Source organism: Phenylobacterium sp., from assembly GCF_016793225.1.
In the GTDB taxonomy this organism is placed as follows: Bacteria; Pseudomonadota; Alphaproteobacteria; order Caulobacterales; family Caulobacteraceae; genus Phenylobacterium.
The window spans coordinates 1-13,153 of record NZ_JAEUMN010000108.1; the positions used below are offsets into that span (position 1 = coordinate 1).

The 13,153-nt window shown below is 70.3% G+C and carries 12 protein-coding genes, 1 tRNA gene and 1 riboswitch; of the genes, 6 read left to right on the forward strand and 7 right to left on the reverse strand.

Annotated elements, in window-relative coordinates:
* The 5 genes from pdxA to JNK30_RS13235 form a co-directional block, all read left to right on the forward strand.
* Nucleotides 1-987 (forward strand): 4-hydroxythreonine-4-phosphate dehydrogenase PdxA (pdxA, locus tag JNK30_RS13215; protein WP_293482803.1); only part of this gene is annotated, 987 nt, incomplete at its 5' end.
* Nucleotides 984-1,808: a 16S rRNA (adenine(1518)-N(6)/adenine(1519)-N(6))-dimethyltransferase RsmA gene (rsmA, locus tag JNK30_RS13220; RefSeq protein ID WP_293482805.1), complete on the forward strand. Its 825-nt coding sequence runs from the start codon at nt 984-986 to the stop codon at nt 1,806-1,808. The genes pdxA and rsmA, both read left to right, overlap by 4 nt.
* A gap of 42 nt (nt 1,809-1,850) precedes the next feature.
* Nucleotides 1,851-2,519: a DUF969 domain-containing protein gene (locus tag JNK30_RS13225; RefSeq protein ID WP_293482807.1), complete on the forward strand. Its 669-nt coding sequence runs from the start codon at nt 1,851-1,853 to the stop codon at nt 2,517-2,519.
* A complete protein-coding gene (locus tag JNK30_RS13230) occupies nt 2,516-3,457 on the forward strand; it encodes a DUF979 domain-containing protein (RefSeq protein ID WP_293482809.1) in 942 nt (313 codons plus the stop codon). The genes JNK30_RS13225 and JNK30_RS13230 overlap by 4 nt, the downstream gene beginning before the upstream one ends.
* Complete coding sequence (locus tag JNK30_RS13235) at nt 3,441-4,457, forward strand: DUF2891 domain-containing protein (RefSeq protein ID WP_293482811.1); 1,017 nt, start codon at nt 3,441-3,443, stop codon at nt 4,455-4,457. Before JNK30_RS13230 ends, JNK30_RS13235 begins: the two co-directional genes overlap by 17 nt.
* Nucleotides 4,458-4,480: 23 nt before the next feature.
* Here JNK30_RS13235 and JNK30_RS13240 read toward each other — a convergent pair whose 3' ends face one another.
* The 3 genes from JNK30_RS13240 to JNK30_RS13250 all read right to left on the reverse strand — a co-directional run bounded on the left by JNK30_RS13240 (nt 4,481) and on the right by JNK30_RS13250 (nt 8,296).
* The gene (locus JNK30_RS13240; protein ID WP_293482813.1) at nt 4,481-6,403 is read right to left on the reverse strand and encodes an NAD(P)/FAD-dependent oxidoreductase; all 1,923 of its coding nucleotides are present in this window, start codon (nt 6,401-6,403) and stop codon (nt 4,481-4,483) included.
* 106 nt (nt 6,404-6,509) lie between these two features.
* Nucleotides 6,510-7,421, reverse strand: a complete 912-nt coding sequence (locus tag JNK30_RS13245) for an aldo/keto reductase (protein WP_293482815.1) — start codon at nt 7,419-7,421, stop codon at nt 6,510-6,512.
* Entirely contained in the window at nt 7,421-8,296 is an 876-nt protein-coding gene (locus tag JNK30_RS13250; protein WP_293482817.1) for an alpha/beta hydrolase, read from the reverse strand. Before JNK30_RS13250 ends, JNK30_RS13245 begins: the two co-directional genes overlap by 1 nt.
* 27 nt (nt 8,297-8,323) lie before the next feature.
* Here JNK30_RS13250 and JNK30_RS13255 point away from each other — a divergent pair.
* Nucleotides 8,324-8,400, forward strand: a tRNA-Val gene (locus JNK30_RS13255).
* A 40-nt stretch (nt 8,401-8,440) separates the two neighbouring features.
* Here the strand turns inward: JNK30_RS13255 and JNK30_RS13260 are convergent.
* The 4 genes from JNK30_RS13260 to lon form a co-directional block, all read right to left on the reverse strand.
* Nucleotides 8,441-9,838 (reverse strand): peptide MFS transporter, encoded by a 1,398-nt coding sequence (locus JNK30_RS13260; protein ID WP_293482819.1) that lies wholly within the window; start codon nt 9,836-9,838, stop codon nt 8,441-8,443.
* Nucleotides 9,839-9,862: 24 nt separating this feature from the next.
* Entirely contained in the window at nt 9,863-10,444 is a 582-nt protein-coding gene (locus tag JNK30_RS13265; protein ID WP_293482823.1) for a TMEM165/GDT1 family protein, read from the reverse strand.
* A gap of 95 nt (nt 10,445-10,539) precedes the next feature.
* A riboswitch (yybP-ykoY riboswitch) is annotated at nt 10,540-10,653 on the reverse strand.
* 83 nt (nt 10,654-10,736) lie between these two features.
* Nucleotides 10,737-11,012, reverse strand: coding sequence for an HU family DNA-binding protein (locus tag JNK30_RS13270; RefSeq protein WP_293482824.1), 276 nt, complete (start codon nt 11,010-11,012; stop codon nt 10,737-10,739).
* A gap of 197 nt (nt 11,013-11,209) precedes the next feature.
* A partial coding sequence (lon, locus tag JNK30_RS13275; RefSeq protein WP_293482821.1) for an endopeptidase La occupies nt 11,210-13,153 on the reverse strand: 1,944 nt, incomplete at its 5' end.

The window sequence follows — 13,153 nt, forward strand, 5'->3', positions numbered from 1 at the left end:
GCGCTGACGCTCGGCGATCCGGCCGGCATCGGCCCGGAAATCATCGTCAAGGCGTGGCGGGCCCTACGCACGGAGCCGCACGTGTTCTTCGTCGTCGGCGACGCCCAGGCCGTCGCGGCGGCGCCGACGTCGTCGGCGGCCCTGGTCCGGAGCATTTCGACCCCCGACGAGGCCGCCGCGGCCTTCCCGGACGCCATTCCGGTTCTGGACCTGCCCCTCAAGGCGCCGGTCGTTGCGGGCCGGCCCACGCCGGAGGCGGCGGGCGCCGTGATCCGCTGGATCGAGACCGCCGTCGGCCTCGCCCTGTCCCGCACCGTCGCAGGCGTGGTCACCGCGCCGATCGCCAAGGCGCCATTGTACGCCGCCGGCTTCAAGTTCCCCGGCCACACCGAGTTCCTGGGCGAACTCACGTCGGCTGCGCCCTACGAGGGCGCGCGCGGCCCCGTGATGATGCTGACGGCGAAGGACCTGCGCGTGACCCTGGTCACGGTGCACGAGCCGATCGCGAAGGTGGCGAGCAAGCTTAGCATCGAGGCCGTCGTCGACGCGGGCCTGGTGACCGCCCAGGCCCTGCAGCGCGACTTCGGCGTGGCGCGTCCGCGCCTCGTCGTGGCGGGGCTCAACCCGCACGCGGGCGAGTCGGGCGCTATCGGCCGCGAGGAGGTCGAGATCGTCGAGCCGGCCGTGCGGGTGCTGAAGGACCTTGGCGTCGACGCCCGGGGCCCCTACCCCGCCGACACGCTCTTCCCCGAAGAGGTGCGCCGGACCTACGACGCGGCGGTTTGCCTCTATCATGACCAGGCGCTGATCCCGGTGAAGATGCTCGACTTCTGGGGCGGCGTGAACGTGACGCTGGGCCTGCCCATCGTGCGCACCTCGCCCGACCACGGAACGGCTTTCGACATCGCCGGCCGTGGGATCGCCCGCCCGGACAGCCTGATCGCCGCCATCCGGCTGGCCGCCGAGATCGCCCGGCGGCGGCCTTGAGCCTGGATCGCCTGCCGAGCCTGCGCGATGCGCTGGAGGCCCACGGCCTCTGGGCCAAGAAGGCCTTCGGCCAGCACTTCCTTCTCGACCTCAACGTGACCCGGAAGATCGCCCGCCTGGCCGAGATCGGCGAAGGCGATCATGTGATCGAGGTGGGCCCGGGTCCGGGCGGACTGACCCGGGCGCTGCTCGAGACCGGGGCTCGCGTCACGGCCATCGAGAAGGACGAGCGCTTCCGGCCGCTGTTGCAGGAGGTCGCGGACGCGGCCCCGGGCCTCACCCTGATCTTCGGCGACGCCCTGGCGGCGGACGAGGCCGCCCTGGCGGCCGGCGCGCCGGCGCACCTGGTCTCCAACCTGCCCTACAACGTGGGCACGCCGCTGCTGATCAAGTGGCTGACCGGCCCGTGGACGCCCGCCTCGCTCACCCTGATGTTCCAGCGCGAAGTCGTGGACCGGATCACCGAAGGCCCCGGCGAAGACGCCTACGGCCGCCTGGCGGTGATTGTTCAGGCCACCTGCACGGCCCGGCGCGTGCTGGACGTGCCCGCGCGCGCATTCACGCCGCCGCCGCGGGTGGAGTCCGCCGTCGTCAGACTCGAGCCTCTCGCGCAGCGGCCCTCGCGCACGCGGCTGGAGGCCTTGCAGGCCGTGACGGCCGCCGCCTTTGGGCAACGCCGCAAGATGTTGCGCTCCAGCCTGAAGGCGCTGGGCGGCGAGGACCTCGTGCGGGCGGCCGGTCTGGACCCTCAGGCCCGCGCCGAGGTGATCCCGGTGGACGGCTTCCTGGCCCTTGCCGACGCTTGGCTTGCCCGCCGCTGAGGCAGCCGCTCCTATGGGCGTGGATTCGGAACGGGAGCCCGCATGCTGACCCTCCTGGGCGTGGCCGCCGTCGTGGTCGGCTTCGCCGTGCGGCTGAACCCGCTGCTCGTGGTGGTCATCGCCGCCTTCGTCACGGGGCTCGCGGCGGGGATGACGCCGGTCGAGGTCCTCGAAGCGTTCGGCAAGGCGTTCAACGAGAACCGGTTCGTCACGGTGGCCTATCTGGTGCTTCCCGTTGCGGGCGTGGTGGAGCGCGCCGGGCTGCAGGAGCGCGCGCGCAGCCTGATCGGACGCTTCCGGCAGGTCTCGGTGGGCCCCCTGCTCATCCTGTACCTCGCGTTCCGGCAGATCACCTCGGCGCTGGGGCTGACCTCGATCGCCGGCCAGACCCAAAGCATCCGACCGATGGTCGCGCCGATGGCCGAGGGCGCCGTCGAGACGCGGACCGGACCGCTGGACGCCGCGACGCGCCAGGACGTCCGGGCCATGGCGGCCGGGACGGACAACATCGGCCTCTTCTTCGGTGAGGACATCTTCATCGCCATCGGCTCGATCCTGCTGATGGTGGGCTTCCTGGCCTCCAGCGGGATCACGCTCGACCCGATCCAGCTGTCCGTCTGGGCCATTCCCACCGCCATCGTGGCGTTCGTGATCCATGGCGCCCGGCTGGTCCTCTTCGACCGCAGGACGCGGCGGAGGACGGCCGGATGATCCAGTTGTCGGCCGTCTACCTGCTCGCGGGCGCGCTGTTCGCCGCCTTCGCCGTGCTGAGCGCGCTGGACCGCAACAACACCAAGCGGCTCGGCAACGCCCTGTTCTGGGGGCTCGTGGCGCTGAGTTTCCTCGCCGGCGACCGGCTGGGCGACCTCGGCAACGGGGTGCTGGTGCTGGGTCTCGCCCTCATCGCCGGCCTGGGCCTGCTGGGCCGCGGCGCGCCCGCGACCACGTCGCCCGAGGAACGCCGGAGCCTCGCGGACCGGTTCGGGGAGACGCTGTTCGTGCCCGCGCTCAGCCTGCCCGTGGTGGTGGCGGCCGGGGTGCTGGCGACGAAGTACGGCGGCCTGACGCTGATGGACCCCAAGCAGGCCACGCTGATCTCGCTCGCGCTGGCGGCCGTGATCGCCACGGGCGTCGGCCTGGTCCTGCTGCGCCAGCCGCTCATGAGCCCCCTGCAGGAGGGCCGCCGGCTGATGGACACCGTGGGCTGGGCCGCGCTGCTCCCGCAGATGCTGGCGGCCCTGGGCGCGGTCTTCGCGATCGCGGGCGTGGGCGAGCTGATCGGCCAGCTGGTCACCAGCTACATCCCGATGGACGCGCGCCTGACGGCCGTCGCCGTCTACTGCCTGGGCATGGCGGGCTTCACCGTGATCATGGGCAACGCCTTCGCGGCCTTCCCCGTGATGACCGCCGGCATCGGGCTGCCGATCCTGATCCGCCAGTTCGGGGGCGATCCCGCCGTGATCTGCGCCATCGGGATGCTGTCGGGGTTCTGCGGCACGCTGATGACCCCGTTGGCGGCCAACTTCAACCTGGTGCCGGCCGCGCTCCTGGAGCTGCCCGACCGCTACGCGGTGATCAAGGCGCAGATCCCGACGGCGCTTCCCCTCCTCATCGCCAATGTGGTGCTGATGTATGCCTTCGCGTTCTGAACTCGGACTGACGGCCGAGCTCGCCTCGCGGTTCGCCCGGATCGCGCTGGGCCACGTCGGCCGCGAGTACCCCAACAAGATGGATCACGTGCTGGCCGGGCCCGGAGACGTGCACGGGCCGCGCGACCTGCACCCGATCTACTACGGCAGCTTCGACTGGCACTCGTGCGTCCACGGCTACTGGACGCTGGCGACCGTGCTCCGACGCCATCCGGAGATCCCCGAGGCGGGCGCGATCCGATCGCTCTTCGACGATAGCTTCACCGCGGGGAACGTGGCCGCCGAGACCGCCTATGTGGAACGGCCAGCGTCGCGCGGTTTCGAGCGGCCCTACGGCTGGGCTTGGCTGCTGAAGCTGCAGGGCGAGCTTGTTGCCCATGACGCGCCCTGGGCGGCGACGCACCGGCCGCTGGCCGACGCCTTCGCCCGGAGGTTCCGGGACTTCCTGCCCGTTGCCGCCTACCCGATCCGGACGGGCGTCCACTCGTCCACCGCGTTCGCGCTGGCGCTGGCGTCCGACTACGCGCAGGTCGTCGGCGACACGGAACTGCTGGAACTGCTCCGCGAGCGGGCGGTGGCCTGGCACGGGCAGGACCGTGACGCGCAGGCGTGGGAGCCTTCGCTCGACGACTTCCTGTCGCCCACCCTGATGACCGCGGAGTGCCTGCGTCGCCTGCTCCCTGCAGCGGACTTCCGCGCCTGGCTGGCGGCCTACCTGCCCCGGTTGGCGCGGGGCGAGCCGGCGAGCCTGTTCACGCCCGCCGCGCCCACGGACCGCACCGACGGCAAGATCGCCCACCTGGACGGACTGAACCTGTCGCGCGCGTGGTGCTGGCGCGAGATCGCCGCGGTCCTCGACGCGGACGACCCGGCGCGCACCGCGGCGTCGGCGGCCGCCGATGCGCACCTGGCCGCCGCCCTGCCGCACGTGGCCGGCGACTACATGGGCGAGCACTGGCTGGCTTCGTTCGCCCTGCTGGCGCTGACGGCGGGGTCCTGACCCACAGCGGCGGGGAAAGCGCCCTACGCCGGCGCCTTTTCCCGCTCCAGGACGTAGTCGTCGGGGTTGGGGGCCAGGGTCGCCTTCCAGTAGTCGATCAGGCCGAAGGGCCAGTTCTGGCTGACGCGGCCGAACTGGTTCTTGTACCAACTGGACACGTGCGGCGAACCCCAGGCCCAGCCGGCGTTCGCCTCGTCCACGCGCTTGTTGAACTCGTCGTAGACCGACGCCTTCGGCTCCATCGCCGCCGCGCCCGTCTCGGCCAGCAGCTTGAGCGCGCCCACGATGTAGCGGACGGCGCACTCGGAGAAGAAGATGATCGAGCCGTTCACGACGATGTTCGTGTTGGGCCCGTAGATCGTGAAGAAGTTCGGGAAGCCGGGGTGCGTGATGCCAAGGTAGGCGCGCGCGTCGCCGCCCCAGCTCTCGTGCAGGTCGCGTCCGCCCCGGCCCTTCACCTTGAGGAACGAGAGGAAGTTCGAGGCCTGGAAGCCGGTGCCGTAGATCAGCACGTCGGCCTCGTATTCCTTGCCGTCGGCGGTGACGACGCCCTTGGGCGTGACCCGGGCGATCCTGTCGGTCACGAGATCGACGTTGTCGCGCTTCAGCGCCGCGAGCCAGACGCCGTTGTCGAGCACGGCGCGCTTGCCGCCGACGGGATAGTTCGGGGTCACCTTGGGGAGCAGGTCGGGCCGGTCGGCCAGCTGGGCCGAGAAGCTCGCGATGGCCATGTCGCGCAGGCCCGCGTTCATCTCGCTAACGGCGCCGGGGCCGCCGTTCCACAGCGGATCGGACTTCACCATGGGCAGGAAGCCCTCGGTGGTCATCCAGAACAGCCAGAAGCGGTACCACTTGTCGTAGTAGGGCACGTGCTCGAGCGTCCACTTCATGCCTTCGGGCACGTCCTCGTGGTAGTGCGGCACGGGCAGGCCCCACGGCGGGGTGCGCTGGAACACCGTCAGGTGCTCCACCTTGGGCGCGATCTCGGGCACGAACTGGTAGGCCGAAGCGCCGGTGCCGATGACGATCACCTTCTTGCCGGTCAGGTCGACGTCGTGGCGCCACTCGGCGGAGTGGAAGGCGGGGCCCTCGAACGTGCCCATCCCCTCGATCTCCGGGAAGCGCGGGCGGTTCAGCTGGCCCACGGCGGTGACGACGGCGTTGGCCTCGACGACCTCAGTCTTCCCGTCCTTGCCCTTCAGCGTGGCGCGCCAGACCGAGCGGGCCTCGTCCCAGGCCAGGGTCTCGACCAGGGTCTCGAAGCGGATGTGCTTCTTCAGGTCGTACTTGGCCGCGATGCCGCGGAAGTACTCGAGCAGCACGGGCTGCGGCGAGAAGTGCTGGGGCCAGGCGTGGTTGGGCTCGAACGAGTAGCTGTACATGTGGTTCGAGTTGTCCACCCGGCAGCCTGGATAGGTGTTCTCGAACCAGGTGCCGCCTACGTCGGGGTTCTTGTCGACGATCTCGAACGGGACGCCCGCCTGGCTGAGGCGGATGCCGGTGAGCAGGCCCGACATGCCCGCGCCGATCACCAGCACCTTCATCCGTCGCGCGGCGGCCTGCACCTGCGGCGCCTCGAAGTGGGGCTCCTTGGAGCTGCGGCCCTTCAGGGACAGCTCGTCCACCAGGAAGTCGACGTACTGCTCGGGGATCGCGGCGCCGGCCACGAAGTCCATCTGCCGGCGCAGGATGTCTGTGGCGGGGTTCTGCAGCGCGAGCGGTCGGCCGCCCAGATAGGCGTGGATCGCGGCGGCGGCGCGCTTGCGGATCTGCGCCTGCTCGGCCTCGGGGATGCCCGTGTCGCCGCGGGAAAGCGGGTTGTAGACGGGCGTCCACTCGGACTTCAGCCAGTCGGTGTCGCCGGTCATCTGGACCATGGCGCACATCAGCGCCGGCAAGTGGGAGTCCTTCAGGATCTCTTCGATCTGCTCGACGGTCTCCGCCATACGCTCCTGCCCATTAGGTTATCGTTGTTCCGTTGGCCGGGAGCATGCCTCCCGCAGGCGGCCGGCGGAAGTCCTCACGTGGCGTCAGGACGGCATCCCGCCGCCGTCAGGCCTGGGCCTCGCGGATGCGGGCGAGGACCTCGGGCGGCAGGACCATCCCGGCGGCGGCCACGTTCTCGCGCAGGTGGGCCGGGCGCGTGGCGCCGAAGACCGCGGCGCTGACGCCGGGGTTGGCCAGGACGTAGGCCAGGGCCGCCTGGGCGCCGGTCATGCCGGGCAGCTCGTGGAGGAACCGGAAGCGGCGGCCGCGGGCGAGCTCGCCCCGGTGCTTCGCGAGGGCGCGCGCCGCGTACCAGACGTCCTGAGGCCCTCTCAGGCGGGCCAGCAGCGGCCGCGTGTGGCCCATCGCCAGGGGCATGCCGGCGAGCACCCCCTTCCCGGCCGCCGCGGCGCTGGCGATCAGCGGTTCGCGCTCGGGGCGCAAGACGTTGTAGTCGACCATCAGGACGTCGACCTGCGACAGGCCGACGGCATGCTCCGTCACCGCGGGGTCGAAGCTGTTGAGGCCGACGGCGGCCACGAGGCCTCTGCGCTTCAGCCCGTCCAGGGCGGCCAGCATCGGATCGTCCAGCTCGGCGATCGACGGGCCGTGCAGCTGCAGGAGACCGAGGCGCTCGAGGCCCAGGTTGCGCAGGCTGCGCTCGGCGCTCGCGACCACGGCGGCCGGGGTCATGTCGCGCGCGATGCGGCCGCCGCCGGCGTGGAAGGTTCCGGCCTTGGTGGCGATCACGAGGCCGGAGACGTCGCGCCCCTTCAGCGCGCGGCCCAGGCGCGGCTCGGCCTCGCCGGCGGAATAGCTGGCGCCGGTGTCGAACAGGGTGACACCGAGGTCGATGGCCTCGTGGACGAGGCCCAGGGCGGTTCGCTCGTCGAACGCCGGCTTGCCCCACCAGCTGGCGCAGCCGAATCCGAGCTCCGAAACCATCAGGCCGGTCCGGCCGAGGGCCCTGCGGCGCATCAGGGGCGCTTGCCGAACGCGCGGGCGATGGCCGGCAGCACCACGGTTCGCCAGGCGTCCGCTCCCGGCATCACCGGCTCGAAGTGGCCGGCGCTCCCGACCTCGATCGCGTCCGCCCGGTCGCCCGCGGCGCGCACGGTGGCGGCGTAGGAGCGGCCCGTGCCGGGCGGCATCACATGGTCGAACTCGCCGTGGATCATCGTCACCGGGACGCCGGCCGGCAGCAGCGCCGCCGGCGAGGTTTCGGCATAGGTCTCAGGCGGCGCGACCTGCGCCAGCGTCGGGCCGCAGGCGCCGGAGAAGATGTCCGCGTGGGCCTGAAGGTCGCCGATGCCGCCGAGGCTGACGACGGCGCGGATGGGCAGAGGGTCGGCGCGCCAGAGCGGGCTCGACCTCGGCAGCTTCCCGCGCGAGGCGGCCCAGAGCGCCAGGTGGCCGCCCGCCGAGTGGCCGACGGCGATCACGCGCTTCGCGTCGAGCCCGTACCTGGGCGCCTCGGCGCGGATCCGGTCGACGGCGTCGGCGACGTCGAGGAACGTGCCGGGATAGCCTGCGCCCGCCTCGCCCAGCCTGCGGTACTCGACGTTCCAGACGGCGTAGCCGCGGGCGGCGAGGTCGGCGGCGATCCCGCTGGTTTGCGGCAGGCCCTGGTACTCGGCGAGGAAGCAGCCGCCATGGATCAGCACCACGACCGGGTGCGGACCCTTGCCGGGCGGCAGGAACAGCTCGACCACCTGGGCCGGCGCCGGGCCGTAGGCGATCCGCGCCGACGGAGCCGCCTGCGGCTGGCCCATGTACGCCGCGACGGTGGCGGGCGCCGCGGCCTCAGCAGGCATCGCGCCCAGGGCCAGGAGGATCGAAGCTAGCCAACGCAACCCAGGCTCCTTAAGAACCGCCGCGACGGGCGGCTAGCTCAGCTGGTTAGAGCACCTCGTTTACACCGAGGGGGTCGGGGGTTCGAATCCCTCGCCGCCCACCAGCCCGACACGGCGCCGGGGCGGAGCGAGCGACGGCCGTCCCTAGACCCTCGCCGGGCCGCCGACGGCCTCGTGGCTGAGCAGGCGCGAGAAGAACCGCCCGACCACCAGGAAGACCAGCGCAGCCCCCGCCGCGATGCCCGCGTGCATCAGCCAGAACTGGCTGGCGGGCATCCGCTCGAGGAACGTGCCGAGGATGCCCACGGTCTGGTTCCCCAGGAAGAGGTGCAGGTAATAGACGCCGATGATCGTCGAGCCGAGCGCCACCGGCGCCGCGCGGGCGTAGAGCGCCAGCGAGACGGGCAGCATGTTCGCGAACGCGATCGAGTTCAGCACGTGGAACAGGACGCACCACCAGATGCTGACCTTGGCGCCCGTCTGCTCGGCGATGATCGCGCCGGCGGCGAGGCACAGGACGCCGCTCACCGAGATGAAGGCGCCGATCGTCAGCTTGCCGATCTCGTCCGGCTCCTTGAAGCGCTTGGCCCACAGCCGCCAGAAGACGACCATCCCCGCGAGGAAGGTCACGGACACCACGGAATCGAGGGTGATCAGCCAGGTGGTCGGCACCTTCTCGCCCATGAAATTCAGGTCCACGCCGCGATCGGCCCAGACCAGGTAGGCGTTGAAGATCTGCTGGTTGCAGAGGACCGAGGCGGTGAGCACCGGGATCAGCGCCACGAGCAGCATGATCGTGCGCCACTCGTGCGCCCGCAGCGGCGGCGGCGGCGGGGCGTTCGGGTCCTTCCGCCGGATCGGCGGATCGGGCGGCAGATGGCGGCGGCCCATCATGTAGATCACCAGCGCGATCAGCATGCCCACGCCGGCCACGCCGAAGCCGTAGTGCCAGCCCACCTTCTCGCCCAGCGTGCCCGCGATCAGGGGCGCGGCGATCACCCCGGCGTTGATGCCCAGGTAGAAGATCTGGAAGGCGTCGGCCCGTCTCAGGTCGCCCTCGGCGTAGAGCGAGCCCACCTGCCCCGCGATGTTCCCCTTGAAGGCCCCGGTGCCGAGCACCAGGCAGAGAAGCGCGAGGAGGAAGGTGGCGTCGAAGGCCATCAGGAAGTGGCCCGCCGCCATCAGCAGGCCGCCCAGGATGATCGTGCGGGTCTTGCCCAGCAGCCGGTCGGCGATGACGCCGCCGAGGATGGGCGTCAGATAGACGAGGCTGGTGTAGAGGCCGAAGATCGCCGAGGCCACGGCCTGCTCGGACGGGCCGGGGCGGTACACGAACTGGATCAGGTCGTGGAAGACCGCGTAGCCCGCGATCTGCTCCACGTGCGGCGAGAACAGCAGCGTCTTGGTCATGTAGAGGACCAGGAGCGACTGCATGCCGTAGTAGGAGAACCTCTCCCACGCCTCGGTGAACGCGAGATAGCCCAGCGCGCGCGGGTGGCCCAGGAAGGCCTTGTCGCCATATCTGGCGGTCGTGGCGGTCATCGATGTCTCCAACCCCAGGCGACCTTAGAAGGAAATGCCCGGCTTGAGGAAGGCGGCCGCGAAGACCCATGCCCCGATGAGCGCGAAGATCACGGCGGCGGCGATCCGCACGTAGCGGAGCGGCACGACGCGGGTCGCCACCTCGCCCAGCAGCACGGCGGGCACGTTCGCCAGCATCATCCCCGCGGTCGTGCCGGCGGCGACGAGGCCGATGTCCTGGAAGCGGGCCCCCAGCAGCGTCGTGGCGATCTGGGTCTTGTCGCCGATCTCCACGATGAAGAAGGCGACCAGGGTGGTCAGGAACACGCCCCCGGCCCCACGGGAGGCGGCCCCCTCGTCGTCCTTGTCCGGGATCAGGGCCCAGGCCGCCATGACGATGAAGCCGATGCCGACGGCCGCCTGGAACCAGTGGCCGCTGAGCCAGCGGGCGATGAACACCCCCACCGCCGCGGCGGCCGCGTGGTTGGCCAGCGTCGCCACGAGGATGCCCAGGATGATCGGGACGGGCCGCCGGAAGCGGGCGGCCAGCAGGATCGCGAGCAGCTGGGTCTTGTCGCCGATCTCGGCGATGGCGACGAGCCCGGCGGATATGAGGAACGGTTCCAAGATCAGACCCATGGGGACGCGGCCGACAAAGACACGACGATGCAGGGCTCCGGCCGCGCCCGTGGGCTAACGGAGCCGCATCGCCGGTCTCGCCAATCCGGGCCCGAAGGCCCGCCGCTTGCGCCATGGCCGGGCCCTGACGGACACGGACAAGTCTGTTGACGCAGGCTCCGCTGGGGTGCGGACGGCTACTCCCCGAAGACGGTCCTGCCCTACGCGCCGCGCGCCCGCCGCGCAAACGAAAAGAGCGGCTGTGGCGTCCAGCCGCCTCGTCGTCGATCCGCGTCTGCCGTCAGCTGTTCAGCGTGCTCTTGAGCGAATCGCCCACCCGGAAGCGGCAGGTCTGAGTCGCCGGCCGTTTCACCTTCTCTCCCGTCTTCGGATTGCGCGCGGTGCCCGCCGCCCGCTTCACCGGCACGAAGCTGCCGAACCCGACGAGCCGCACCTCCCTGCCCGCCTTGAGCGATGTCGAGACCGACGCAATGAAGGCGTCCAGCGCCTCCTTGGCCTGCGCCTTGTTCAAGCCTGCCTTGTCGGCGATCTCCGAGACGAGCTCCGCCTTCGTCATGGTGTTTTCTCCCAGCCCGTTCTTTGTTTTGACGTGGCGGATCCAGGCTGCGTCCACCTACGCCTTATTCGAATTCAGGCACGCCAAAGCAGAGCCGTCAAACGGCAGCGGCGCGGGAATCCTCCCGCGCCGCCCGGTTTGTCACAGAATTTGATCGCGCCGCCCGCCGCAGGCGGCGCGATACCCGCCTTTCGAACCTAGTGGATGCCCACCACGTCCGAGGCGTCGTCCTCGACCGGCGCCACGGCGACCGGCTCGACCTCGTTCCACTCGATCGCCACCGGCTGGCGGGTGAGCGCCTTGGCGAGCACCTCGTCCATGGTGTTGACCGGGATGATCTCGAGCGCCGACTTCACGTTGTCCGGAATGTCGGCGAGGTCCTTCTCGTTCTCCTCGGGGATCAGCACGGTCTTCACGCCGGAGCGCAGGGCCGCGAGCAGCTTCTCCTTGAGGCCGCCGATGGCGGTGACCCGGCCGCGGAGCGTGACCTCGCCGGTCATGGCGATGTCGGCCCGGATCGGGATGCCGGTCAGCACCGAGACGATGGCGGTGGCCATGGCCGCGCCGGCGGACGGTCCGTCCTTGGGCGTGGCCCCGTCCGGCACGTGGATGTGCACGTCGGTGCGCTCGAAGATCGGCGGCTCGATCCCGAACTTCGTGGCGCGGGCCCGGACGAACGAGTTCGCCGCGGAGATCGACTCCTTCATCACGTCCTTCAGGTTGCCGGTCACCGTCATGCGGCCCTTGCCCGGCATCTTCACCGCTTCGATGGTCAGGATGTCGCCGCCAAAGTCGGTGTAGGCCAGGCCGGTGATGATGCCGACCGCGTCGTCCTTGTCGGTCTCGCCGTAGCGGTACTTCTTGACGCCCGCGTACTTCTCCAGCCGCGCATCGTCGACCGTGATCGAGAGGAGCTTCTCGCGCATCAGGTCACGGACGGTCTTGCGCGCCAGGTTGCCCAGCTCGCGCTCGAGGTTCCGGACGCCGGCCTCCCGCGTGTAGTAGCGGATCAGGCTGCGGATCGAGTCCTCGGGCACCACGAACTCCTCCGGCTTCAGGCCGTGGTCCTTGGTGAGCTTCGGCAGGATGTGCCGCTTGGCGATCTCGACCTTCTCGTCCTCGGTGTATCCGGGGATACGGATGATCTCCATGCGGTCCAGCAGCGGCTGGGGCATGTTCAGCGAGTTCGCCGTGGTGACGAACATCACCGGCGACAGGTCGTAGTCGACCTCCAGGTAGTGGTCGCCGAACGTGGAGTTCTGCGCCGGGTCCAGCACCTCGAGCAGCGCCGACGACGGGTCGCCGCGCCAGTCCGCGCCCATCTTGTCGATCTCGTCCAGCAGGAAGAAGGCGTTGGTGGTCTTGGCCTTCTTCATCGACTGGATGACCTTGCCGGGCATCGAGCCGATGTAGGTCCGCCGGTGGCCGCGGATCTCGGCCTCGTCGCGCACCCCGCCCAGGGAGACCCGGACGAACTCGCGGCTGGTGGCCTTGGCGATCGACTTGCCGAGCGAGGTCTTGCCGACGCCGGGCGGGCCCACGAGGCACAGGATCGGGCCCTTGAGCGTCCCCACGCGGCTCTGCACCGCCAGGTACTCCAGGATCCGCTCCTTGACCTTCTCCAGGCCGTAGTGGTCCTCGTTGAGGATGTCCTCGGCCTTCTGCAGGTCGATGGGCTTCTGCTTGGCCTTGCCCCACGGGATCGACAGCAGCCAGTCGAGGTAGTTGCGCACCACCGTGCTCTCGGCCGACATCGGGCTCATGTTGCGCAGCTTCTTCAGCTCCGCCTCGGCCTTGGTGCGGGCCTCCTTCGACAGCTTGGTCTTCTTGATGCGCTTCTCGAGCTCGATCAGCTCGTCGCGGTGGTCGTCCTGTTCGCCCAGCTCGCGCTGGATCGCCTTCATCTGTTCGTTGAGGTAGTACTCGCGCTGGGTCTTCTCCATCTGCCGCTTCACGCGGTTGCGGATCTTCTTCTCGGTCTGCATGACCGAGATCTCGCCCTCCATCAGGGCGTAGACCTTCTCCAGGCGCTTCACGACGTTGAAGACCTCGAGCAGCTGCTGCTTCTCGGCGATCTTGACGCTCAGGTGACCGGCGATGCGGTCGGCCAGCTCGGACGGGTTGTCGATCTGCGGGATCGC

Coding starts and splice junctions, on each gene's coding strand:
- JNK30_RS13225 (WP_293482807.1), top strand. CDS start 1,851: ATGCTGACCCTCCTGGGCGTGGCCGCCGTCGTGGTCGGCTTCGCCGTG.
- JNK30_RS13230 (WP_293482809.1), top strand. CDS start 2,516: ATGATCCAGTTGTCGGCCGTCTACCTGCTCGCGGGCGCGCTGTTCGCC.
- JNK30_RS13235 (WP_293482811.1), top strand. CDS start 3,441: ATGCCTTCGCGTTCTGAACTCGGACTGACGGCCGAGCTCGCCTCGCGG.
- JNK30_RS13240 (WP_293482813.1), bottom strand. CDS start 6,403: ATGGCGGAGACCGTCGAGCAGATCGAAGAGATCCTGAAGGACTCCCAC.
- JNK30_RS13245 (WP_293482815.1), bottom strand. CDS start 7,421: ATGCGCCGCAGGGCCCTCGGCCGGACCGGCCTGATGGTTTCGGAGCTC.
- JNK30_RS13260 (WP_293482819.1), bottom strand. CDS start 9,838: ATGACCGCCACGACCGCCAGATATGGCGACAAGGCCTTCCTGGGCCAC.
- JNK30_RS13270 (WP_293482824.1), bottom strand. CDS start 11,012: ATGACGAAGGCGGAGCTCGTCTCGGAGATCGCCGACAAGGCAGGCTTG.